A 21,629-nucleotide genomic window follows, 5' to 3' on the forward strand; every position below is an offset into this window, starting at 1 on the left:
GAAGATGTATATGTATCCGGATTTAAAAGGAAAAGTCGTTGCCATTACAGGAGCTGCATCAGGGCTTGGAAAGGCAATGGCCATCCGCTTCGGCAAGGAGCAGGCAAAAGTGGTTATCAACTATTATAGTGATAAACAGGATCCAAACGAGGTAAAAGAAGAGGTCATCAAGGCAGGCGGTGAAGCTGTTGTCGTCCAAGGAGATGTCACGAAAGAGGAAGATGTAAAAAATATCGTGCAAACGGCAATTAAAGAGTTCGGCACACTCGATATTATGATTAATAATGCCGGGCTTGAAAATCCTGTGCCGTCTCACGAAATGCCGCTTAAGGATTGGGAAAAAGTCATCGGCACGAACTTAACGGGTGCCTTTTTAGGAAGCCGTGAAGCGATTAAGTACTTCGTGGAAAACGATATCAAGGGAAATGTCATCAATATGTCCAGTGTGCATGAGATGATTCCGTGGCCGTTATTTGTCCACTATGCAGCTAGTAAAGGCGGAATTAAGCTGATGTCTGAAACGTTGGCTTTGGAATACGCGCCGAAGGGCATTCGCGTCAACAATATCGGGCCAGGTGCGATCAACACGCCAATCAATGCTGAAAAATTCGCTGACCCTAAACAGAAAGCGGATGTAGAAAGCATGATTCCGATGGGATATATCGGCGAACCGGAGGAAATCGCAGCAGTAGCGGTGTGGCTTGCTTCGAAGGAATCCAGCTACGTCACAGGTATTACGCTGTTTGCAGACGGCGGAATGACGAAATATCCTTCCTTCCAGGCAGGCCGCGGTTAAACATAAAAAGCGACCCAGACATGACATCTGGATCGCTTTTTTTATTAGGCGCGTTTTTTCTTAACAAGCGCTGCTACAGATAAAATAATGGCAGCCGCGGACAGCACAATCGCTGTAATGTCTAGAGCTGAAGAACCTGCGTTTTCAGAATCATCTTCTGTTTTCGTGGCGCCGTGCTCATCTGTCACTTGTTTTGCAGAAGTGATCTTTGTAATGGAGTGAGGTGTATCGGCATTCTCGTCACCTGTCCATTCAACAATGCTGCCGTCCTTATAATATTGATATGCGTCCCAAGCGGCTTCCTCCGCTTTGTCAGGGTTTTTTGCAACAAAGGTAAACTGCTGGAACTGTCCTTCCTGAATACCGCCGCCAGTCGCTTCCCACGTCACGGACACTGATTTGTCATCATGTTTTTGGGTGGAAACCTTCCAGCCTGGAATTGGCTCGTACTGCTGGAATTCAACATCCTTCGGCATTTTGAGGACAACCTTCGTTGTCGGTTGATTTTTCTCGGAAGGAACCTTCATTGTATACGTTTCCCAAGAGCCTGCAGCAGATTCAGCCGGTTTTACAGAAACATGCGCGCTGGCAGGAGCCGTAAAGAATAAGAGAGAGCCGACAATAGCCGGACATAGTGTCAATGCGATTTTTTTCAACAACGTAAACACTCCTTTAATTGGTCTTTGTAAACATGATATTGATTTCGTTAAAGTCACCGGTCAGTCCGTGGACTTTGATCTTCCAGTTTCCCTTCTCATTAATGGACAGGTTTTCATCCTGGAAGACGCCTTTTGTTTTCTCTTTTAATTGAAACGTGCTTTTGTTTTCGCTGCCTGACAGCCCTGTTTTATAAATGGTTAACGTGATTTGCTGGATGTTTTTCACCGGATCTCCGTTATGGTCGGTGACTCGCAGCTCAAAAACATTTTTCCCGGGCTGGTTTGGGCTGATGCTGAGTGAAACGCTTTGTCCGTTCTCAATCGCTTTGGTTTGGTAGAACGGTTCCGGCTGCGGCTCAGGCGGGCTTGGCAGGCTTGTAAACACGGCAGCCGTGATCAATACAGCAATGCCGATTGCCCACTCCGCTTTCAACGTTCGGCTGATTCCTGTGCGGCGCTGCTTTCTGGTGAGAAGAAAATGAATCGCGCCTAAAACCAGCATGAAAACAAACAACCCGCTTTTCACTAAAAGTGCTTGGCCATACGCTGTATGGAACAGTGAATCCATTGAACGAATGATGAAAAATCCATTGAGCAAGCCTGAAAACAAAATGACGCCGACTGCAGTGAGTGCCCATGGGGAGAACCGGCTTACCGTTTCCCATGCGAGCGTTTTGTCAGGCTGCCTCCATTCTTTTGAGAGCAGCAAAACGAGTGCCGCGATTCCGCCGACCCAGATGGAAGCGGAAGATAAATGAAGGAAATCCATCAAAATGCCCACTGTTTTTTCTTCAACGACAGCCGCATGTCCTGTAAACGCCTTGGCAAGCAGGAGACCGAAAAAGAAAATGAGCGGCGCAGTCCAATAGCCAAAAGATGAAAAGCGGTTTTTCCGTATTGCAGGGATTACAGACAGTGCGAGCAGCACGAACAGTGCGGCCTGTATAATCCAAATAGAGCCGCCTGCTGTCTCAAACAGTGTTTCTCTGAGGTAGCCCGGCTGGAATGCGCTGCCCCAGCCACCGCCTGCGTTCGCTTTTGTTTGAATCGGAAGCTGAAGCAAAAGCGCCAGACCCAGTGCTGCGATCGAGACGATCAGGATACGTCTCGTCCGTTTCACGAGCTTTTCTGGTTTCCCTTTATACCAGAAAAGATGGAAGAAAACCGTTCCGATAAACAGAGATAAGGCTGTATACAGAATCGCGCGATCTGCGGCTGTTCCCGGATTCAGCGCTGAAACGGATGCTTTTTGGCTGCTGAATCCGCCATCCGCTTTCCCGATACTGAACGGAATGACGCCGGAAACCGGATGCCCGTCCGCGGATACCGCATTCCATTCCGCTCTGTACACATCATGAGGCAGATTCTTTTTTAGCTTCACTGTCATGATGTGATTGTTGTCTTTTTTGATTTCCGTCTTATCCATATCCACCCGGTCGCCGTTTGAATTATAGACTTTAATGTAATGAAACCCTTCTTCAACTGGTTCATTAAATTCAATCTCCACCTGTGCAGGCGCGGTTTTTAATTCGCTGTTTTCCCCAGGTGAGGATTTGACAATATAGGCGTGAGCAAAGCTTGTTTTCGGCAGGAAAACAAGAAAAAGCAGCAGAATGATCCACCATCTGTTTCGCTTCATCACTCAGACACCACCTTCCGCTGTATGTGTTGTGTTATTTCTTGGTGCAGGTGCAGCGTTTCTTTCTGTCTTTAAGCATGTCTTCCAGCGCTTGGTCGAAAGTGCGGACGGCGCCTCCGAATCCTTTTTGAAATCGTTCGGCATGATCGATCGTCGCAAACGGAATGGCCTGCGGCTGGCAGCAGTGCAGGTTCAATTCAGCATTTACGACGAAATAAGCCGAACCGGCACTGACGGTTGTGTGTAACAGAAAATCTCTGCAAATCAAGTGTGAAACCTCTTCCGTTTTATCGGCGTAACGCAAAAATGCACAATGTGCGCAGCATAGCTGTTCAATGTCTTGGTTTACCGTAATCAGCTGAACCGAATGAGCTTGATTGACGGGCTTCAAGCAATAGCTGCACATATGATCTGTTTGAGGTGTTCGGACGGGAAGCGTGATACCGCCGGCTGTTTTAATGACTTGATTTGACTGAACCAGCTGATTGACATCTCTATATACCGTCATTTCCGAAACGCCGAACCTTGCGCTGATGTCAGAAATTCTAAGCGAGCCTTCTTCTTTCAGCCACTTCAGTATGTGTTGCTGTCTATTAATCGGAAGCATTCATACACCCTCTTCATTAAGATCTATTTAAGCGTAGAGGATTTTAGAGACGGAGACAAGTAAGTGGATGATAAAAAATGTGAAAATGTGTTGAACAGCAACAAAACGTAACAGAAGGGACTCTGGTATAATAGACAGATGGAATAGAAAGTGAGGAATACCCTATGAAAGAAACACCATGCCCGAACTGCGGCAAACCTTTGACAGGCGACATGGTCAGATCATCAAATGTGCCTTGTCAATTTCGCTGCGGCCACTGCCGGGAACGGCTTTATGAATATAAAGTTTCAGCTCCGATTATGCTGGTATCATTATCGGCTATCGTGCTGCTCATTTATCTTTTGATGCTCCTCCGCAATGCGGCAGGCTCAGTGCTGCCAGCTGTACAGCACGTGCCGATGGCTGTATTTGCGCTTGTATGCGCGTATCCCGTTTTTATTGTGAGTGAGCGGATGATTGCAAAGTACGTGATTCAAAACGGCAGCATTATTTATAGAGGAAAGAGAAAAGGCTCCTGATATCAGGAGCCTTTTTATTTTTAAAAAATTGTCACAGTCATGTGCCAAAGTCCTCTTTACTTTCAATTGTATAGGGGCTGTAAGCGTTTTAACATAGAGTCAAAGGGAAGGCATCATTCTCTAAACATATCTTTGTATCTTATAGCGACAAACAAAACAGGGAGGGTTTATATATGCAGCAGCAAGAACAGCAGCAAGGCGGCATGAAAGTGAAAGTGCAGCGCTTTGGGAGTTATTTGAGCGGAATGATCATGCCGAACATCGGCGCGTTTATCGCGTGGGGCATCATTACCGCGTTGTTTATTCCGGCAGGATGGTTTCCAAATGAACAGCTGAATACGCTTGTCAGCCCGATGATCACGTATTTACTGCCGCTTTTGATAGCGTATACAGGCGGAAAAATGATTTACGACCACCGCGGCGGAGTCGTCGGGGCGACAGCGGCAATCGGGGTGATTGTCGGGTCAGATATTCCAATGTTTCTAGGCGCAATGATTATGGGGCCGCTTGGCGGATACCTCATTAAACAAACTGATAAATTGTTCAAGGATAAAGTCAGACAAGGCTTTGAAATGCTGATCAACAACTTTACAGCAGGGATTGTCGGCGCGGCTTTAACGATTTCCGCGTTTTACGCCATCGGCCCGGTTGTCCTGACACTAAACAAATTGCTGGCGGCTGGTGTGGAAGTCATTGTACACGCGAATTTACTGCCGGTAGCCAGTGTTTTTGTAGAACCGGCGAAAGTGTTGTTCCTCAACAACGCCATTAACCATGGAATCTTAAGCCCGATCGGAATCGAGCAAGCATCTCAAACAGGAAAATCAATTTTGTTTTTAGTGGAAGCAAACCCTGGACCGGGGCTCGGCATTTTGCTGGCGTACATGTTCTTCGGTAAGGGATCTTCAAAATCAACGGCTCCCGGTGCGGCGATCATCCATTTCTTCGGCGGGATTCACGAGATTTATTTCCCGTACATTTTGATGAAACCGGCCCTGATTCTCGCAGCCATTGCCGGCGGAGCAAGCGGACTTTTAACGTTCACGATCTTTAATGCCGGACTTGTCGCAGCGGCGTCACCGGGAAGCATTATCGCATTGATGGCGATGACGCCAAGAGGAGGCTATTTCGGCGTATTGGCGGGTGTATTGGTCGCTGCAGCTGTATCGTTCATCGTATCAGCAGTGATCCTGAAATCCTCAAAAGCAAGTGAAGAAGACCTGGCTGCCGCAACAGAAAAAATGCAGTCCATGAAGGGGAAGAAAAGCCAAGCAGCCGCTGCTTTAGAGGCGGAACAAACCAAAGCGGAGGAAGCGTCTGAGCTGTCTCCTGAAAGCGTAAACAAAATAATCTTTGCGTGTGATGCGGGAATGGGATCAAGTGCCATGGGGGCATCCATCTTAAGAAACAAAGTGAAAAAAGCAGAGCTTGACATCAGTGTGACCAACACGGCCATTAACAATCTGCCAAGCGATGCGGATATTGTCATCACCCACAAAGATTTAACAGACCGCGCGAAAGCAAAGCTGCCGAACGCGACACACATATCAGTGGATAACTTCTTAAACAGCCCGAAATACGATGAGCTGATTGAAAAGCTGAAAAAGTAATCTTATAGAAAGAGAGTGATACTCATGCAAGTACTCGCAAAGGAAAATATTAAACTCAATCAAACGGTATCATCAAAAGAAGAGGCCATCAAATTGGCAGGCCAGACGCTGATTGACAACGGCTATGTGACAGAGGATTACATTAACAAAATGTTTGAACGTGAAGAAACGTCTTCTACGTTTATGGGGAATTTCATTGCCATTCCACACGGCACAGAAGAAGCGAAAAGCGAGGTGCTTCACTCTGGAATCTCAATCATACAAATTCCAGACGGTGTTGAGTACGGAGAAGGCAACACGGCAAAAGTGGTATTCGGCATTGCGGGTAAAAATAATGAGCATTTAGACATTTTGTCTAACATCGCCATTATCTGCTCAGAAGAAGAAAACATTGAACGCCTGATCTCCGCTAAAAGTGAAGAAGATTTGATCGCCATTTTCAACGAGGTGAACTGACATGATCGCCTTACATTTCGGTGCGGGGAATATCGGGAGAGGGTTTATCGGCGCGCTGCTTCACCACTCTGGCTATGATGTGGTGTTTGCGGATGTAAACGACACGATGGTCAGCCTCCTCAATGAAAAAAAAGAATACACAGTCGAACTGGCAGAAGAAGGACGTTCATCAGAGGTCATTGGCCCGGTCAGCGCGATTAACAGCGGCAGCCAGCCGGAGGAGCTGTACCGGCTGATTAATGAGGCTTCGCTCATCACAACAGCTGTCGGCCCGAATGTGCTGAAGCTGATTGCTCCATCTATCGCAGAAGGTTTAAGACAGAGAAACGCTGCCAACACACTGAATATCATTGCGTGCGAAAATATGATTGGCGGAAGCAGCTTCTTAAAGAAAGAGATATACAGCCATTTAACGGAAGCAGAGCAGGAATCCGTCAGTGAAACGGTAGGTTTCCCGAATTCTGCCGTTGACCGGATCGTGCCGATTCAGCATCATGAAGACCCGCTGAAAGTATCGGTTGAACCATTTTTCGAATGGGTCATTGATGAATCAGGCTTTAAAGGGAAAACACCAGTCATAAACGGCGCGCTGTTTGTTGATGATTTAACGCCGTACATCGAACGGAAGCTGTTTACGGTCAATACCGGACACGCGGTGACAGCGTATGTCGGCTATCAGCGCGGATTGAAAACAGTCAAAGAAGCAATTGATCATCCGGAAATCCGCCGTGTCGTTCATTCGGCGCTGCTTGAAACTGGTGACTATCTCGTTAAATCGTATGGCTTTAAGCAAACTGAACACGAACAATATATCAAAAAAATCATCGGGCGCTTTGAAAATCCTTTCATTTCGGACGATGTGACCCGCGTAGCGAGATCGCCTCTCAGAAAATTGGGAGAGAATGATAGACTCGTAGGCCCGGCAAAGAAAATAAAAGAGCCGAACGCACTGGCGGAAGGAATTGCCGCAGCCCTGCGCTTCGATTTCACCGGTGACCCTGAAGCGGTTGAACTGCAGGCGCTGATCGAAGAAAAAGGATACAGCGGCGTACTGCAAGAGGTGTGCGGCATTCAGTCCCACGAACCGCTGCACGCCATTGTTTTAAAGAAACTCAATCAATAACCAACCACCACCCGTGACACAACGTCACGGGCTTTTTTTACAATCTCGCCATCTAGTATAATAGAAAACGCTTACAATAACAGGGGGAGGAGAATGACGATGAAACAATTCGAGATTGCGGCAATACCGGGAGACGGAGTAGGAAAAGAGGTTGTAGCGGCTGCTGAAAAAGTGCTTCATACAGCGGCTGAGGTGCACGGGGGTTTGTCATTCTCATTCACGGCTTTTCCATGGAGCTGTGATTATTACTTGGAGCACGGCAAAATGATGCCCGAAGATGGAATACATACGCTTACTCAATTTGAAGCCGTTTTCTTGGGAGCCGTCGGAAATCCGAAGCTGGTTCCCGATCATATTTCGTTATGGGGGCTGCTGCTGAAAATACGGAGGGAGCTTGAGCTTTCCATTAATATGAGACCCGCCAAACAAATGGCGGGCATTACGTCGCCGCTTTTGCATCCAAATGATTTTGACCTCGTGGTGATTCGCGAGAACAGTGAGGGTGAATACAGTGAAGTCGGCGGGCGCATTCATAAAGGCGATGATGAAATCGCCATCCAGAATGCCGTGTTTACAAGAAAAGCGACAGAACGTGTCATGCGCTTTGCCTTCGAATTGGCGAAAAAACGGCGCGGCCATGTGACAAGTGCGACAAAGTCTAACGGCATTTATCACGCGATGCCGTTTTGGGATGAAGTCTTTCAGCAGACGGCCGCTGAGTATAGCGGAATCGAAACGTCATCCCAGCATATTGATGCGCTGGCCGCTTTTTTTGTGACGCGTCCGGAAACGTTTGATGTTATTGTGGCGAGTAACTTGTTCGGTGATATTTTAACCGACATCAGCTCGAGCCTGATGGGAAGCATCGGCATTGCGCCTTCTGCGAACATCAATCCATCCGGCAAATATCCATCCATGTTTGAACCGGTTCACGGCTCAGCTCCTGACATTGCCGGACAGGGCCTTGCCAATCCAATCGGCCAGATTTGGACAGCGAAGCTGATGCTGGACCACTTCGAGGAGGAAGAACTGGGGGCGAAAATTCTGGATGTAATGGAGCAAGTAACTGCCGACGGCATCAAAACACGCGACATTGGGGGGCAAAGCACAATGGCTGAGGTCACTGATGAAATCTGTGCGCGTTTAAGAAAGCTCTGATGAAACAGGCCGGGGAAGTTGGCTGCCCCGGCCTGTCCATTTCCTTACGAAAATTTCCCCAAAAGTCTAACCAAGCTGATCCAAATGCTGTATAATAATTTGGAATTCTTAGGAAAGCACTGGGTGAAGGAAGTTGAATGCAAAAACAATCACGTTAAAGAAAAAAATAAAAATCAAATGGATCGTTGTACTCAGTATCGTTATGATTGCAGCTCTCATTTTTACGATCAGATTGGTGTTTTACAAGCCCTTTCTCGTTGAAGGCTCATCGATGGCCCCAACGCTTAAAGATTCAGAAAGAATTCTGGTTGACAAAGCAGTCAAATGGACTGGCGGGTTTCATAGAGGCGACATCATAGTCATTCATGACAAAATGAGCGGCCGCTCTTTTGTCAAACGTTTAATCGGTTTGCCTGGTGACAGCATCAAAATGAAGAATGATCAGCTATACATAAATGATAAAAAGGTGGAAGAACCGTACTTAAAGGAACAGAAACAAGAGGTCGAAAAGTCGGGTGGAACCTTAACAGGCGACTTCGAAGTTGAGGTGCCTTCCGGTAAATATTTTGTAATGGGAGATAACCGTCTCAATTCACTAGATAGCAGAAATGGAATGGGCATGCCTTCTGAGGAAGATATCATCGGTACTGAATCTCTCGTCTTTTATCCATTCGGTGAGATGAGACAGGCAAAATAAAACGCAATGCAAAAAGTACATGGAACGTATGACGGCACTGATAAAAAAGCGCCGTGCACGTTTAAAAAAATGATGATGAAGCAGGGCGGAGACGTTTTTCCGCCCCGTTTTTTATGATGGAAAGCGTTTTGAAGAAAAGGGCCCTGTCGAAATAAACAGAATCAGGATTGGCGAAGCCGTGAAGCGCATCAAATTGATAAATCTTCAGATGGGCATGCTGTTTCTCCTGAAGTTTTTTGATCAGAAGCGCCACGTCAAACGATGGCTCATAAGAAGGGAAAAACAATAGGACCGGGCAGGCTGGCACGTGGTGAAGAGAATCACGTATCCGGGAACCGTAATAACAAACAGTTCCGCTTACCTCGGGCATACTGCTGCATTTCCATGCGATGGTAGCCCCTACGCTGAATCCAATCACAAAGATGTGCCGTCCGGCATTTTGCCTGATCACATTCTGGATGATGGTTTCTCCCGTTTTCAGCCGTTCATGTTTTGTAAATTGTTCGTATGCCGTTTTTTCCTCTAGCAGTGTGTAGACTTCTTCCGGTTCGAGCAAGTTGGGCGTCAGCACGTCATATCCAGCCATGTTGATCAGCCGGGCCATCTTTTTCATATGGCTGTTTACACCGTATATTTCGTGGACAAGAATGACAAGCGGTTTTGGGGACATAACGGCCTCCTTTTGTGTTTTTTCCATTATATCCTATCGTTACGCTTTAGGCTGATATATAATGGTCAAAAAAAGGAGATATACAATGAACCCATTATCTTTGCCTCACCGCTACCCGTTTTTATTTATTGATGGCGTGACGGATAGCGAGCCCGGCAAACACGCGGCAGCTTATAAACGAATTAGTGAGAATGACTGGTTTATCACTGATGCCCAAACAGAAATGCCGTTTTCACTTGTGATTGAAGCGCTAGCGCAAACTGCTGCTTTTACAGGGATTACAGATGAGAACAGCTTGGGGTTATTGTCTTCGGTGAAGAAAGCGGAAAAGCTGGGAGCGGCTGTGCCTGGTGACCGGCTTGATCTTACGTTTGAAATCACGCGCAATCGGCGCGGATTTGTGTTTGGACATGCCAAGGCGTCAGTAGGAGAGCAGCCTGTTGCTGAAGCTGAAATCGGCATCTATATTGAAAAATGAAAAAAACCCTTCACAACATTTTGTGAGGGGTTCTATTTTGTGTCGTAATCCCGTTCGCTTTGAGAGTCATCTCTTTGCTGGCGTTTGTGTTTTTCATCATTCATATTTTCCTTCAGCTCTTCATTAGGAATTGGATCGGTTAAGTCGTTGTGCTCAGGATTTTCATTTGGTTTGTTTTGCTGTTTTCTTTCTTTCATGTTTGATCACCTCACCGTTTGTTTTCCTCTTATCAGTTCACCTCAAACATGGGAAATCGCTTTTTTGTCCCGCTGGGTATAATGTATTAGAATAGAGAGAAGCACAACAAAAAGATAAAGAGAGGTACATATATGTCTGTTCAAAGAGAAGATGTAGATATCAAGCTGATCGCAATTGATATGGATGGAACATTGCTGAACGACGAGCAGCTGATCTCGGAGGAAAACCGCAAAGCCATTCGTGAAGCGGAGGATAAAGGTGTGTATGTGGTAATCAGCACGGGCCGGACGCTGATGACGTGCCGGGAGCTGGCCGAGTCGCTGAATCTGTCATCCTTTCTAATCACGGCAAACGGCAGTGAAATCTGGGACTCGGATTTTAATTTGGTGGAACGGAAGCTGCTCCATACAGACCATATTCAAATGATGTGGGATTTGCGGAATAAACACAACACCAATTTCTGGGCTTCTACCGTGAACAAAGTATGGAGAGGCGAGTTTCCGGAAAACATTACGGATCATGAATGGCTCAAATTCGGCTTTGACATCGAGGATGACGACATCCGAAACGAAGTGCTGGAGGAGCTGAAAAAAAACAAAGAGCTCGAAATCACAAATTCAAGTCCGACAAACATTGAAGTCAACGCGCTCGGCATCAACAAAGCGGCAGCCCTTGCCAAGGTTACGGAAAAACTCGGCTTTGCGATGGAGAATGTGATGGCGATGGGCGACAGCCTCAATGACATCGCGATGATTAAAGAAGCGGGTCTGGGCGTCGCAATGGGCAATGCGCAAGACATCGTGAAAGAAACGGCTGATTGGATCACGGATACAAATATTGAGGATGGTGTCGCTAAGGCGATTCGCCATTGGGTACTATAAAAAAAAGAGAGTCCTAAGACGGACTCTCTTTTTTGGTTTGGCAGGTTTTCTTCTGGGACCATGGTAGGTTTTCTGACAAAAGTATTTCACAAACTAATATGCTTGACTTATAATGAAATAAAGTTCAAAAATTCGGAATAGTCGTTCCGGATTTCGGGACAATAAATACATAAAGCATATCGTTTGCTTTGGCAGGAGGGATTCTGTGTTTCAAATTGATTTAAACTGTGATTTAGGAGAAAGCTTCGGAGCCTACAAGATAGGCCTTGACCAAGATATTTTAGAGTATGTGACATCAGCGAATATCGCATGCGGATTTCATGCTGGAGATCCTAGTGTGATGCGAAAAACCGTCACGCTTGCAGCAGAAAGAGGCGTGAAAATCGGCGCGCATCCGGGCTTGCCGGATTTACTCGGTTTTGGGCGCCGCAATATGGCGATTTCACCTGAGGAAGCGTATGATCTTGTCATTTATCAAATTGGCGCGCTCTCTGGCTTTCTAAAAGCAGAGGGACTTCACATGCAGCACGTCAAGCCGCATGGTGCTTTATACAATATGGCGGCAGTCGATCAAAAACTGTCGGATGCGATCGCGAAAGCTGTCTATAAGGTTGATCCCGGCCTGATTCTTTTCGGTCTTGCTGAGAGCGAGCTTGTAAAAGCGGGAGAACGGATCGGACTTCAGACCGCAAATGAAGTGTTCGCCGACAGAACATACCAATCGGACGGCACGCTGACACCGCGCTCCCAGCCGGACGCACTCATTGAAAGTGATGATGCCGCCGTCACCCAGGTCATCAAAATGGTGAAAGAAGGGGCGGTCAAATCTCAGCAAGGACATGATGTGTCATTAAAAGCAGATACAGTCTGTATTCATGGAGATGGAGCCCATGCGCTGACATTTGCCCGAAAAATCAGAAAAGAGCTTAAGGCGGCAGGAATTGAAGTGACAGCTATTTCAGAACAGAAGTCGACATAAAGGAGGAACAATAGATGGAGCAGGAGAAAAAAACAGCAGGAAAAAAAGCGGGCAGCTGGTCATTGCTGATGGGCGCTGCCTTTTTAATGGCAACCTCAGCAATCGGACCGGGTTTCCTCACCCAAACTGCAACTTTCACAAACACACTCGCGGCAAGCTTCGGTTTTGTCATCTTAATCTCTATTATTTTAGATATTTTTGCCCAAACCAATGTGTGGCGCATCATCGCAGTTTCTGGAAAACGCGGTCAGGAAATTGCGAATATGGTGCTTCCGGGACTGGGGTATTTCATCGCCATTCTCGTCGTGCTTGGCGGGCTTGCCTTTAATATTGGGAATATCGGAGGTGCCGGGCTGGGGCTTCAGGTGCTGTTCGGCATTAAACCGGAAACAGGCGCATTGATCAGCGCTGTTATCGCCATTTTGATTTTTGTCATTAAAGAAGCGGGAAAAGCGATGGACCGTTTTACGCAAATCGCGGGCTTTGCCATGATCATCCTAACGCTGTATGTCGCAATCACGTCTGCACCGCCAGTCGGACATGCTGTGGCGAACACGTTTGTCCCTGAACACATCAGTATTTTTGCTATTGTTACACTGGTGGGCGGAACTGTCGGCGGATATATCACATTTGCCGGGGGACACCGTTTGCTGGATGCAGGCATTAAAGGGAAGGAATCCATTCCCCAAGTAACAAAAAGCTCGGTTGTCGGCATTTTAATTACCTCTGTCATGCGGATCGCTCTTTTCCTTGCGGTGCTTGGCGTTGTTTCAAAAGGCCTGCATATCGATGAAAGCAACCCTGCGGCTTCAGTCTTCAAGCTTGCTGCTGGAAATGTCGGTTATAAAATTTTCGGATTGATCATGTGGTCTGCGGCCATTACATCTGTGATTGGAGCAGCCTATACATCTGTTTCGTTTTTCAAAACCTTTTCTCCAAAAATTGAAAAGAATTCACGCGGCATTATTATCGGATTTATTGTGATTTCTACGTTAGCTTTTGTCACAATCGGACAGCCTGCGAAGATCCTCGTCCTTGTCGGATCGCTGAACGGCTTGATTTTGCCGATTGCACTCGGAACACTGCTTGTTGCCGCCTACAAGAAAAACATTGTTGGTGATTATAAGCATCCGCTATGGCTGACAAGCACAGGCGCGCTTGTAGTGATTGTAATGGCAGTTATGGGAATTTACACGTTATGTACACAACTTCCTCAATTGTGGAGCTGATATAAGTGGAGCAATTAAACAAAATGGCGCCAAAAGATGTACGCGCCCTGATACGAGAGGGAAAAATAAACGGGCCGACCGCAGGCATGTCCGGCGGCTATGCCCAAGCGAATCTTGTGGTTTTGAAGAAAGATCTTGCTTTTGATTTCCTGCTGTTTTGCCAGCGAAATCAAAAGCCCTGCCCTGTGCTCGATGTGACTGAAACGGGTTCGCCTGTGCCGTCTCTGGCTGCGCCGGATGCTGATATCAGAACGGACTTTCCGAAATACCGTATTTACAGGCACGGTATCTTAACGGAAGAAGTATCTGATATTACGCCATACTGGGAGGACGATTTTGTCGGCTTTCTGATCGGATGCAGCTTCTCCTTTGAACAGGCACTGATCAACAATGGGATAGCGGTCCGGCATATTGATGAGGGGACAAATGTCCCGATGTATCAAACGAATATCGATTGTGTTCCGGCGGGGGCGTTTCACGGACGGATGGTTGTCAGCATGAGACCGGTTCCTGAACGGCTGGCTGTACGTGCCGCGCAAGTGACCTCGCGTTTTCCGGCTGTGCACGGAGGGCCGATCCATATCGGCAATCCGGGAGCAATCGGCATTCGCAATCTGGACAAACCGGATTTCGGAGATGCCGTTTCCATTCGTGAAGGCGAGGTTCCTGTTTTTTGGGCATGCGGAGTGACACCGCAAGCCGTGGCTATGAATGTAAAACCTGAAATGGTCATCACACATGCGCCGGGGCATATGCTCATCACAGATATTCGAGACGAGTCGCTTGCGGTGCTGTAACCTCTCGTCATCCTGATGAACGAGAATTAAAAGAGGTGAGAAAGATGACTGTACGATATCAAATCGAACAGCTCGGTGATTCTGCAATGATGATCCGATTCGGAGAAGAAATCAACGAACAGGTCAACGGCATTGTCCATGCCGCGGCCGCTTATATAGAAGAACAGCCATTTCCGGGATTCATTGAATGTATCCCGGCTTTTACAAGTCTAACCGTATTTTATGATATGTATGAAGTGTACAAGCATTTGCCTCGGGGTATAAGCTCACCTTTTGAGAAGGTCAAGCGCGATGTCGAAGAGCGGCTGGTAGAAATAGCTGAAGACTATGAGGTCAACCGCCGTATTGTGGAAATTCCCGTCTGCTATGGCGGTGAATTCGGGCCTGATTTAGAAGAGGTGGCGAAGATCAATCAGCTGTCACCGGAGGAAGTGATCGACATTCATACAAGCGGTGAATATGTGGTGTATATGCTCGGATTCGCGCCTGGTTTTCCTTTTCTAGGCGGGATGTCAAAACGCATTGCAGCTCCGCGAAAATCATCGCCAAGACCGTCGATTCCCGCAGGTTCGGTCGGTATTGCGGGATTGCAGACAGGTGTTTATCCGATTTCAACGCCGGGCGGCTGGCAGCTGATCGGCAAAACGCCGCTGGCGCTTTTCCGGCCGCAGGAAAATCCGCCGACATTGCTGCGGGCGGGAGATACTGTGAAATTCGTTCGCATCTCAGAAGAAGACTATCACGCCTATAAGGAGGAGTCCAATTGAGCATGAAAGTATTAAAGCCCGGACTGCTCACAACGGTTCAGGATATAGGCAGAACGGGTTACCAAAAATACGGCGTTTTGGCCAGCGGCGCCATGGACACGGTTTCGCTGCGCATTGCCAATTTGCTGATCGGAAACGGCGAAAATGAAGCAGGTCTCGAAATAACGATGATGGGGCCGGGTCCGTCGTTTCATTTTGCAAAAACGACGCTGATTGCGGTGACAGGGGCGGACTTCACGCTGCGTATTAATGACGAGGAAGCGCCTTTATGGAAGCCTGTGCTCGTCAAGGAAAACAGCACGGTCAGCTTTGGCCCCTGCAAGCTCGGCAGCCGTGCTTATGTAGCCGCAGCCGGCGGCATCAATGTGCCTGCCGTTATGGAAAGTAAAAGCACATACGTCAGAGCAGGCATCGGCGGACTTCATGGCAGAGCGCTTCAAAAAGAAGATGAACTGTCTATTGGAGAGATGTCAGCTCTTTCGCAAACCATCCTTTCCCGTTTAAGTCTGCAGCTTGAAAAACAGGGATTTGCAGCACCGAAGTGGTCGGTCAGCCGCAGCAGATTTCTGCCGCTGAAGAAGAATCCCATCATTCGGGTGCTGGAAGGAAAGCAATTCGCCTTTTTCACAGAAGAATCAAAAACGCGTTTTTATCAAGAAACATTTCGTGTCACGCCGCAATCCGACCGTATGGGCTACAGGCTCAAAGGAGAGCCGCTCGAACTGAAAGCCCCGCTTGAGATGGTGTCAGAAGCGGTTTCGTTTGGAACAGTTCAGGTGCCGCCTGACGGCAACCCGATTATCCTGCTTGCAGACCGGCAGACGACTGGCGGCTATCCGAGGATCGCGCACATCATATCCGCTGATCTTCCGATTGTTTCTCAAATCATGCCGGGCGAGCACGTCCAGTTTGAGCCTGTGTCCCTTCAGGAGGCAGAAGTACTTGCGGTAGAACGGGAACAGCATATAAAAGAACTGAAAACGAGAATGAAGATGGAATGGCTGACATAGCAAAGGGGATGAAGGATGCAGAATAAAAATAAAACCGTAGTGAAATCTATGGCGCTGCTTAATTTGTTTTTGCATAAACCAAGCCTAACCTTAAGTGAACTGGTGGCGCTGTCAGGAATGCCGAAGACCTCTGTTCACCGGATGGTCAGCTCCTTGGAGGAAATGGGGTTCCTCAGTCGGGATGCGTCCGGCGCTTATTCGCTGGGGTTGGTGTTTTTGGAATTCGGACAGCTTGTCGCTGACAGGCTGGATATCAGAAAAATAGCGAAACCCGTGATGGAAGAGCTGTGCCGGGAAGTGGACGAGGCCGTGCAGTTGATCATGAGGGACGGCAATGAAGCGATATACGTTGAGAAAATAGAAGGAACACAGACTGTACGGCTGTATACGGCAATCGGCAGGCGTTCCCCACTGTATGCGGGAGCGTGCGCCAGAAGCATTCTGTCCTTTCTTCCCCGTGAAGAAATCGAAGCATACATCAAACAAACCGAACTCATTTCAATTGGCTCCGGAACGATTACCGATCCCGAAAAACTGCTTCAGGAAATTGATGCCTCTGTTCAAAATGGCTTTACTGTCAGCTATTCAGAGCTCGAAAACTATACGGCGGCGATCGGCGCCCCGATTTTTAACCATAAGCGCCAGGTGACAGCCGGCATTAGCATCGCAGGCTTTGAAGCGAGATTTACAGAAGACAGGCTGCCCTATTTAACAGAAAAGGTGAAGGACGCCGCTTTACAGATTTCAAGAAAAATAGGATATACATAAGTAGCCAATCTTTACTCTGCTGCGTACATTAACGTATCGACGTTCAGGAGTGGAGGAAAGAACATGGTGCTTCGATATACAGCTCTGGGCGATTCCTTGACGACAGGGAGAGGCTCCGGGCTGTTTTCACCCGGCTTCGTCCATCGTTTTGGAGACATGATGTCAGCTGACTTGAAAACAAAAACGGCAATAGCCCTATTTGCCAGATCAGGCCTGAATACAGAGGAGATTTTGGGACTCCTGTCATATTCCTATGTGCAAAAATGCATTCGAGATGCTGATATGATAACGATCACAGGCTGCGGAAACGATCTTATCGATTCGGTCTTAGCCTACCAAACCTCTAAGGATGAAACAATTTTCAGCCGTGTATCCGCCCATTGCCATGAGAATTTTGAAAAGATGATTGCCAAGATCGCCGAGATCAAAGGAGAAAACCCTTCCCCGTACGCCATCCGTGTGTTCAACTTATACAACCCGTTTCCCGGCATTGAAATCGCCGGCAAATGGATCACATCCTTCAATTCACATTTAGCAACACTTGCATCAGCACCCCATGTCAAAATCGCGGATGCCTACAGCATCTTCAAAGGCAAGGAGCAGGAATACCTGTCCTTTGACGGTGTCCATCCGAACAGCAAAGGCTATCAAGCGATGGCTGAAGCCGTTCACAAGTTAGGCTATAAAGAATTGTCAGTTTCATAGAAAACGCGCCTCATGACAGGCGCGTTTTTTATGTGTGATCGAAATATTAAAAGAAACTTAAAATTCCCTTTCTTCTGTTCTACATCCCCAAAAAGTGCGCTAGAATAATGGAGGGCGTAGGCAAATATAGCCATAACGTTCAATATTTCGTATATAAGGAAGGATGGTCCTTTTGTTTCGCATTGTTAAAATGTCCTTTGCGGTTATCATTATTTTATTGGCGCTTATTGCTTTTAAATATACGGAACACACCTCTGTTATCCAATCGGTTATGCTTGTTTTCCTTGGTGCAGTCATGTTTATGCAGGGGCTTGAAGAACGCAAAAAAGAAAATGACGGCTCAGGCGCTTTTAATATTTATACCGCCGTTTTTGTATGGTCTGTCTCCCTTATCGGTTTTACACTTCATATTATATAAATCTATTACACATCCTGAAAATGCTCGACCGTCGGGAACGGGGTATAGAACCGATGAAGCAAGGCTTTCCACTCTTGATACTCTGAAGAACCGCGAAAGCCTTCCGTATGGTCCTCAAGTGTTTCCCACTCCACAAGAAGCAGATATTTATGCGTTTCCTCCATGCATTTTGATAACGAGTGAGTGATATAGCCCTTCATGCCGGAAATGATCGGCGCCGCTTGCCGGAACGCCGCCTCAAACTCTTGTTCAAGCCCTTCTTTAATGTGAAGCATTGCTGCCTCTCTGACCATGCTATCCCTTCTTTCTGTCTTTTCAAATAGTCTACAGCAAACGATAGGAGATTTCTGCAAAATCGGTGAACTTTTCCTTCATTTTCAAAAAAATCTTGCACGCACCAATTCAATTAAGAGAAAATAACAAGTGGAAGGCAGGGGAAAGTCATGTTAAAAAAGTGTATTCTACTAGTATTTCTATGCGTCGGGTTGATTGGATTGATCGGATGCTCCAAAACAGATTCACCAGAGGATCGCATGGAAGCATTCGTGAAACAGTGGAACGATCAGCAATTCGATGACATGTATCAAAGCCTGACTAAAGATGTCAAAAAAGAAATCTCCAAAAAAGATTTCGTCAACAGGTATAAAGCCATCTATGAGCAGGCCGGCGTAAAAAATTTGAAAGTCACTGCGGGAGAAGTAGATAAGGACGATCAAGACAACAAGACGATGAAACATATCCCGTATAAAGTCAGCATGAACACAAATGCCGGCAAAGTCAGCTTCAAGAATACTGCTGTGCTGAAATTAGAAAAAACAGATGACGAGGAGTCATGGAATATAGATTGGGACCCATCGTTTATTTTCAAACAGCTGGCTGACGACAAAACCGTGCAAATTATGAGCATTGAACCGAAACGAGGCCAAATTTACGATAAAAATGGAAAAGGGTTAGCCGTCAATACAGATGTTCCGGAAATCGGGATTGTTCCCGGAGAGCTTGGCGATAAAAAAGAGAAAGTCATAAAAGAGCTCGCCAAAAAACTTGATTTGACTGAAGACGACATCAAGAAAAAGCTGGATCAAGGCTGGGTAAAAGACGATTCGTTTGTGCCGCTCAAAAAGGTCAAGCCTGACCAGGAGAAGTTAGTTTCTGAAGCGACGTCATTACAAGGCGTAACAAGAACGAATGTCAGCTCCCGCTACTATCCGTATGGCGAAAAGACAGCCCATTTGACAGGGTATGTCCGCGCCATTACAGCGGAAGAACTAAAGAAAAAGAAAGAAGGAACGTACAGCGATACGTCTAACATCGGCATCGCCGGACTTGAAAATGTGTATGAAGATAAGCTAAGAGGCACAACTGGCTGGAAAATTTACGTGCCGCAAACCGGGGAAGTCATCGCTGAAAAGAAAGCAAAGGACGGCGAGGATCTTCATCTTACAATTGATATTAAAACGCAAACGAAGCTGTACGATGAACTCAAGGATGACAGCGGGACGGCAGTCGCGCTGCAGCCGAAGACAGGCGAAACACTTGCACTTGTCAGCGCGCCTTCCTACGATCCGAACGGGTTTATTTTCGGCTGGAGCGATAAGGAATGGAAAAAGCTAAACAAAGATAAAAACAATCCGTTTTCAGCGAAATTCAATAAGACGTACGCACCGGGTTCCACGATTAAACCGATTGCGGCTGCTATTGGAATCAAAAACGGCACCCTTAAAGCCGATGAAAAGAAAACAATCAAAGGTAAGGAGTGGCAAAAAGATTCGAGCTGGGGCGGCTATTCAGTGACACGTGTGTCTGAGAGACTTCAGCAAGTCGATTTGGAAAATGCCCTTATTACGTCAGACAATATTTATTTTGCCCAGAATGCGCTTGATATGGGAGCGGACACCTTCACAAAAGGCTTGAAGACATTCGGTTTTTCAGAGGACATTCCGTATGAATTCCCGATCCAGAAATCGTCTATTGCAAATGACAAGCTTGATTCAGACATTTTGCTTGCGGATACAGGCTACGGACAAGGGCAAATGCAAATGTCTCCGCTTCACTTGGCAGCTGCTTACACGCCATTTGTTGACAATGGAGACCTTGTCAAACCGACGCTGATCAAAAAAGACTCACAAACAGCTGATGTTTGGCACAAGCAAGTGGTCACCAAGGAAGGAGCGGCAGACATTACAAAAGGTCTGAAGGGCGTTGTCGAGGATGAGCGCGGATCAGCCTATCAGCCTGTCGTGAAAGGAATCACAGTGGCCGGAAAAACAGGAACAGCCGAGCTGAAAACATCCAAAGATGATAAGGATGGCGCGGAAAATGGCTGGTTTGTCGGCTACGATTACAAAAACAAAGACCTGCTTGTCGCCATGATGATCCAAAATGTGCAGGACCGCGGCGGCAGCCACTACGTCGTTGAGAAAGCGAAAAAGCAATTTCAATCGAATTAAAATGTCTTTTTAAAAGGGGCGAAAGGAAAAAGGGGATCTGAGGCCGAATGAACTAGTAAGGGGCAAAACCCGGTTTATACAAGGAAAAGAGGGATTTTGCATGCAACGTATTCAATTGGCGGAGGATCTTCAATTTTCAAGAGTCATACACGGCCTTTGGCGGCTGAATGAATGGAACTATTCAGATGCTGAACTGCTGAGTCTCATTGAATGGTGTATCGATCACGGCATCACGACCTTTGATCATGCGGATATTTATGGGGGCTATACGTGCGAAAAGCTGTTTGGAAACGCCCTTGCCCTTTCGCCCGGATTAAGAGAAAACATAGAGCTGGTCACAAAATGCGGCATTGTTCTTGAATCGCCTGAACGGCCAGCTCACAGATCGCATCATTATAACACAAGCAAATCGCATATTTTGGCATCCGTTGAGCAATCACTTATGAACCTTAGGACGGATTATATCGATGTGCTGTTGATTCACAGACCGGACCCGCTCATGGATCCGGAGGGGGTAGCAGAGGCGTTTCAAGCGCTGAAATGCTCTGGCAAGGTCAGGTACTTTGGTGTTTCAAATTTTAAAGATCACCAGTATCGGATGCTGGAATCGTATTTGCCTGAGAAGCTCGTGACCAACCAGATTGAGCTTTCCGCATATGAATTAGAAAATGTGCGCGACGGCACTTTGAACCTCTGTCAGGAAAAACGGATACCGCCGATGGCTTGGTCGCCTCTGGCAGGCGGCAAAGTTTTCACTGGTGACACGGAAAAAGACCGGCGTGTCCGCACGGCGCTTGAATCCGTTCAAGCAGAGATCGGCGCCGCTTCTTTGGACGAGGTCATGTACGCATGGCTGTATACGCATCCGGCAAACATCATGCCGATTGTCGGAAGCGGAAAGCGCGAGCGGATTACCGCCGCGATAAACGCGATGTCATACAAGCTTGACCAAGATCAATGGTTTCGTATTTTTACAGCCGTACAGGGTTACGATATTCCATAAAAAGCATCAGCTT

Annotated in this window: 25 protein-coding genes; 19 read left to right on the forward strand and 6 right to left on the reverse strand. The window is 47.0% G+C overall.

The features are described 5' to 3' along the window. Nucleotides 1–10 precede the first annotated feature (10 nt). Complete coding sequence (gdh, locus tag JQX68_RS02225) at nucleotides 11–796, forward strand: glucose 1-dehydrogenase (RefSeq protein WP_014662785.1); 786 nt, start codon at nucleotides 11–13, stop codon at nucleotides 794–796. 44 nt (nucleotides 797–840) lie between these two features. Here the strand turns inward: gdh and JQX68_RS02230 are convergent, their stop codons facing one another. Genes JQX68_RS02230 through cutR form a run of 3 tightly spaced genes read right to left on the reverse strand, consistent with a single transcriptional unit; the run spans nucleotide 841 to nucleotide 3,701 of the window. Beyond that, nucleotides 841–1,455 carry a YcnI family copper-binding membrane protein gene (locus JQX68_RS02230; RefSeq protein ID WP_095431765.1) on the reverse strand — a complete coding sequence of 205 codons (615 nt, stop codon included), beginning with the start codon at nucleotides 1,453–1,455 and terminating at the stop codon, nucleotides 841–843. Between the two features lie 13 nt (nucleotides 1,456–1,468). Further along, nucleotides 1,469–3,094, reverse strand: coding sequence for a copper transporter YcnJ (ycnJ, locus tag JQX68_RS02235; protein ID WP_205440640.1), 1,626 nt, complete (start codon nucleotides 3,092–3,094; stop codon nucleotides 1,469–1,471). Between the two features lie 34 nt (nucleotides 3,095–3,128). After that, the gene (cutR, locus tag JQX68_RS02240; protein WP_205440502.1) at nucleotides 3,129–3,701 is read right to left on the reverse strand and encodes a copper uptake transcriptional regulator CutR; all 573 of its coding nucleotides are present in this window, start codon (nucleotides 3,699–3,701) and stop codon (nucleotides 3,129–3,131) included. A gap of 164 nt (nucleotides 3,702–3,865) precedes the next feature. Between cutR and JQX68_RS02245 the strand changes: the two genes are divergently transcribed. The 6 genes from JQX68_RS02245 to sipU all read left to right on the forward strand — a co-directional run bounded on the left by JQX68_RS02245 (nucleotide 3,866) and on the right by sipU (nucleotide 9,263). Continuing rightward, on the forward strand, nucleotides 3,866–4,219 hold the full coding sequence (locus JQX68_RS02245; RefSeq protein WP_205440503.1) for a hypothetical protein: 354 nt from the start codon (nucleotides 3,866–3,868) through the stop codon (nucleotides 4,217–4,219). A 173-nt stretch (nucleotides 4,220–4,392) separates the two neighbouring features. After that, a complete protein-coding gene (locus JQX68_RS02250) occupies nucleotides 4,393–5,829 on the forward strand; it encodes a PTS mannitol transporter subunit IIBC (protein ID WP_205440504.1) in 1,437 nt (478 codons plus the stop codon). A 24-nt stretch (nucleotides 5,830–5,853) separates the two neighbouring features. Next, nucleotides 5,854–6,285, forward strand: coding sequence for a PTS mannitol transporter subunit IIA (locus tag JQX68_RS02255; RefSeq protein WP_069839870.1), 432 nt, complete (start codon nucleotides 5,854–5,856; stop codon nucleotides 6,283–6,285). A gap of 1 nt (nucleotide 6,286) precedes the next feature. Continuing rightward, nucleotides 6,287–7,408: a mannitol-1-phosphate 5-dehydrogenase gene (locus JQX68_RS02260; protein WP_040084158.1), complete on the forward strand. Its 1,122-nt coding sequence runs from the start codon at nucleotides 6,287–6,289 to the stop codon at nucleotides 7,406–7,408. 93 nt (nucleotides 7,409–7,501) lie between these two features. After that, on the forward strand, nucleotides 7,502–8,566 hold the full coding sequence (locus JQX68_RS02265; RefSeq protein ID WP_205440505.1) for a tartrate dehydrogenase: 1,065 nt from the start codon (nucleotides 7,502–7,504) through the stop codon (nucleotides 8,564–8,566). Between the two features lie 133 nt (nucleotides 8,567–8,699). Further along, nucleotides 8,700–9,263, forward strand: a complete 564-nt coding sequence (sipU, locus tag JQX68_RS02270; protein ID WP_069148962.1) for a signal peptidase I sipU — start codon at nucleotides 8,700–8,702, stop codon at nucleotides 9,261–9,263. 61 nt (nucleotides 9,264–9,324) lie between these two features. On the opposite strand, the gene JQX68_RS02275 is transcribed toward sipU, so the two are convergent. Then, on the reverse strand, nucleotides 9,325–9,933 hold the full coding sequence (locus tag JQX68_RS02275) for a dienelactone hydrolase family protein (protein WP_040084156.1): 609 nt from the start codon (nucleotides 9,931–9,933) through the stop codon (nucleotides 9,325–9,327). Between the two features lie 85 nt (nucleotides 9,934–10,018). Between JQX68_RS02275 and JQX68_RS02280 the strand changes: the two genes are divergently transcribed. Then, nucleotides 10,019–10,411: a 3-hydroxyacyl-ACP dehydratase FabZ family protein gene (locus tag JQX68_RS02280; RefSeq protein ID WP_205440506.1), complete on the forward strand. Its 393-nt coding sequence runs from the start codon at nucleotides 10,019–10,021 to the stop codon at nucleotides 10,409–10,411. 32 nt (nucleotides 10,412–10,443) lie between these two features. Here the strand turns inward: JQX68_RS02280 and JQX68_RS02285 are convergent, their stop codons facing one another. Then, the gene (locus tag JQX68_RS02285; RefSeq protein ID WP_014662796.1) at nucleotides 10,444–10,608 is read right to left on the reverse strand and encodes a hypothetical protein; all 165 of its coding nucleotides are present in this window, start codon (nucleotides 10,606–10,608) and stop codon (nucleotides 10,444–10,446) included. Nucleotides 10,609–10,740: 132 nt separating this feature from the next. On the opposite strand from JQX68_RS02285, the gene JQX68_RS02290 reads away from it, so the two are divergent. From JQX68_RS02290 to JQX68_RS02330, 9 genes are all read left to right on the forward strand, one after another. Further along, nucleotides 10,741–11,490, forward strand: coding sequence for a Cof-type HAD-IIB family hydrolase (locus tag JQX68_RS02290; protein ID WP_040084155.1), 750 nt, complete (start codon nucleotides 10,741–10,743; stop codon nucleotides 11,488–11,490). A gap of 205 nt (nucleotides 11,491–11,695) precedes the next feature. Continuing rightward, entirely contained in the window at nucleotides 11,696–12,469 is a 774-nt protein-coding gene (pxpA, locus tag JQX68_RS02295; RefSeq protein WP_014662798.1) for a 5-oxoprolinase subunit PpxA, read from the forward strand. 14 nt (nucleotides 12,470–12,483) lie between these two features. Next, the gene (locus JQX68_RS02300) at nucleotides 12,484–13,698 is read left to right on the forward strand and encodes an NRAMP family divalent metal transporter (RefSeq protein WP_205440507.1); all 1,215 of its coding nucleotides are present in this window, start codon (nucleotides 12,484–12,486) and stop codon (nucleotides 13,696–13,698) included. Nucleotides 13,699–13,721: 23 nt separating this feature from the next. Continuing rightward, nucleotides 13,722–14,495 carry a putative hydro-lyase gene (locus tag JQX68_RS02305; RefSeq protein ID WP_080478305.1) on the forward strand — a complete coding sequence of 258 codons (774 nt, stop codon included), beginning with the start codon at nucleotides 13,722–13,724 and terminating at the stop codon, nucleotides 14,493–14,495. A 44-nt stretch (nucleotides 14,496–14,539) separates the two neighbouring features. Then, complete coding sequence (gene pxpB, locus JQX68_RS02310) at nucleotides 14,540–15,262, forward strand: 5-oxoprolinase subunit PxpB (protein ID WP_014662801.1); 723 nt, start codon at nucleotides 14,540–14,542, stop codon at nucleotides 15,260–15,262. A 2-nt stretch (nucleotides 15,263–15,264) separates the two neighbouring features. Beyond that, the gene (gene pxpC, locus JQX68_RS02315; protein ID WP_205440641.1) at nucleotides 15,265–16,272 is read left to right on the forward strand and encodes a 5-oxoprolinase subunit PxpC; all 1,008 of its coding nucleotides are present in this window, start codon (nucleotides 15,265–15,267) and stop codon (nucleotides 16,270–16,272) included. 15 nt (nucleotides 16,273–16,287) lie between these two features. Next, nucleotides 16,288–17,040 carry an IclR family transcriptional regulator gene (locus tag JQX68_RS02320; protein WP_205440508.1) on the forward strand — a complete coding sequence of 251 codons (753 nt, stop codon included), beginning with the start codon at nucleotides 16,288–16,290 and terminating at the stop codon, nucleotides 17,038–17,040. Between the two features lie 63 nt (nucleotides 17,041–17,103). After that, nucleotides 17,104–17,745, forward strand: coding sequence for a spore germination lipase LipC (gene lipC, locus JQX68_RS02325; RefSeq protein WP_136654850.1), 642 nt, complete (start codon nucleotides 17,104–17,106; stop codon nucleotides 17,743–17,745). Between the two features lie 172 nt (nucleotides 17,746–17,917). Then, nucleotides 17,918–18,163 (forward strand): YczI family protein, encoded by a 246-nt coding sequence (locus JQX68_RS02330; protein ID WP_014662805.1) that lies wholly within the window; start codon nucleotides 17,918–17,920, stop codon nucleotides 18,161–18,163. A 5-nt stretch (nucleotides 18,164–18,168) separates the two neighbouring features. Here the strand turns inward: JQX68_RS02330 and JQX68_RS02335 are convergent, their stop codons facing one another. Next, on the reverse strand, nucleotides 18,169–18,456 hold the full coding sequence (locus tag JQX68_RS02335) for an antibiotic biosynthesis monooxygenase family protein (RefSeq protein WP_014662806.1): 288 nt from the start codon (nucleotides 18,454–18,456) through the stop codon (nucleotides 18,169–18,171). Between the two features lie 150 nt (nucleotides 18,457–18,606). Here JQX68_RS02335 and pbpC point away from each other — a divergent pair, with 150 nt between their 5' ends. Further along, the gene (pbpC, locus tag JQX68_RS02340) at nucleotides 18,607–20,613 is read left to right on the forward strand and encodes a penicillin-binding protein 3 (protein WP_014662807.1); all 2,007 of its coding nucleotides are present in this window, start codon (nucleotides 18,607–18,609) and stop codon (nucleotides 20,611–20,613) included. 100 nt (nucleotides 20,614–20,713) lie between these two features. Next, the gene (locus tag JQX68_RS02345) at nucleotides 20,714–21,616 is read left to right on the forward strand and encodes an aldo/keto reductase (RefSeq protein WP_069148970.1); all 903 of its coding nucleotides are present in this window, start codon (nucleotides 20,714–20,716) and stop codon (nucleotides 21,614–21,616) included. Nucleotides 21,617–21,629 lie beyond the last annotated feature (13 nt).

This window comes from Bacillus sp. LJBS06 (genome assembly GCF_016924995.1).
Lineage (GTDB): Bacteria > Bacillota > Bacilli > Bacillales > Bacillaceae > Bacillus > Bacillus stercoris.

What these genes read in the sequence shown, in the direction of transcription:
- gdh (WP_014662785.1), top strand. Translation starts at nt 11, where the DNA reads ATGTATCCGGATTTAAAAGGAAAAGTCGTTGCCATTACAGGAGCTGCA.
- ycnJ (WP_205440640.1), bottom strand. Translation starts at nt 3,094, where the DNA reads ATGAAGCGAAACAGATGGTGGATCATTCTGCTGCTTTTTCTTGTTTTC.
- cutR (WP_205440502.1), bottom strand. Translation starts at nt 3,701, where the DNA reads ATGCTTCCGATTAATAGACAGCAACACATACTGAAGTGGCTGAAAGAA.
- JQX68_RS02245 (WP_205440503.1), top strand. Translation starts at nt 3,866, where the DNA reads ATGAAAGAAACACCATGCCCGAACTGCGGCAAACCTTTGACAGGCGAC.
- JQX68_RS02250 (WP_205440504.1), top strand. Translation starts at nt 4,393, where the DNA reads ATGCAGCAGCAAGAACAGCAGCAAGGCGGCATGAAAGTGAAAGTGCAG.
- JQX68_RS02255 (WP_069839870.1), top strand. Translation starts at nt 5,854, where the DNA reads ATGCAAGTACTCGCAAAGGAAAATATTAAACTCAATCAAACGGTATCA.
- JQX68_RS02260 (WP_040084158.1), top strand. Translation starts at nt 6,287, where the DNA reads ATGATCGCCTTACATTTCGGTGCGGGGAATATCGGGAGAGGGTTTATC.
- JQX68_RS02265 (WP_205440505.1), top strand. Translation starts at nt 7,502, where the DNA reads ATGACGATGAAACAATTCGAGATTGCGGCAATACCGGGAGACGGAGTA.
- JQX68_RS02275 (WP_040084156.1), bottom strand. Translation starts at nt 9,933, where the DNA reads ATGTCCCCAAAACCGCTTGTCATTCTTGTCCACGAAATATACGGTGTA.
- JQX68_RS02280 (WP_205440506.1), top strand. Translation starts at nt 10,019, where the DNA reads ATGAACCCATTATCTTTGCCTCACCGCTACCCGTTTTTATTTATTGAT.
- JQX68_RS02285 (WP_014662796.1), bottom strand. Translation starts at nt 10,608, where the DNA reads ATGAAAGAAAGAAAACAGCAAAACAAACCAAATGAAAATCCTGAGCAC.
- JQX68_RS02290 (WP_040084155.1), top strand. Translation starts at nt 10,741, where the DNA reads ATGTCTGTTCAAAGAGAAGATGTAGATATCAAGCTGATCGCAATTGAT.
- JQX68_RS02300 (WP_205440507.1), top strand. Translation starts at nt 12,484, where the DNA reads ATGGAGCAGGAGAAAAAAACAGCAGGAAAAAAAGCGGGCAGCTGGTCA.
- JQX68_RS02305 (WP_080478305.1), top strand. Translation starts at nt 13,722, where the DNA reads ATGGCGCCAAAAGATGTACGCGCCCTGATACGAGAGGGAAAAATAAAC.
- pxpB (WP_014662801.1), top strand. Translation starts at nt 14,540, where the DNA reads ATGACTGTACGATATCAAATCGAACAGCTCGGTGATTCTGCAATGATG.
- pxpC (WP_205440641.1), top strand. Translation starts at nt 15,265, where the DNA reads ATGAAAGTATTAAAGCCCGGACTGCTCACAACGGTTCAGGATATAGGC.
- JQX68_RS02320 (WP_205440508.1), top strand. Translation starts at nt 16,288, where the DNA reads ATGCAGAATAAAAATAAAACCGTAGTGAAATCTATGGCGCTGCTTAAT.
- lipC (WP_136654850.1), top strand. Translation starts at nt 17,104, where the DNA reads ATGGTGCTTCGATATACAGCTCTGGGCGATTCCTTGACGACAGGGAGA.
- JQX68_RS02335 (WP_014662806.1), bottom strand. Translation starts at nt 18,456, where the DNA reads ATGGTCAGAGAGGCAGCAATGCTTCACATTAAAGAAGGGCTTGAACAA.
- pbpC (WP_014662807.1), top strand. Translation starts at nt 18,607, where the DNA reads ATGTTAAAAAAGTGTATTCTACTAGTATTTCTATGCGTCGGGTTGATT.
- JQX68_RS02345 (WP_069148970.1), top strand. Translation starts at nt 20,714, where the DNA reads ATGCAACGTATTCAATTGGCGGAGGATCTTCAATTTTCAAGAGTCATA.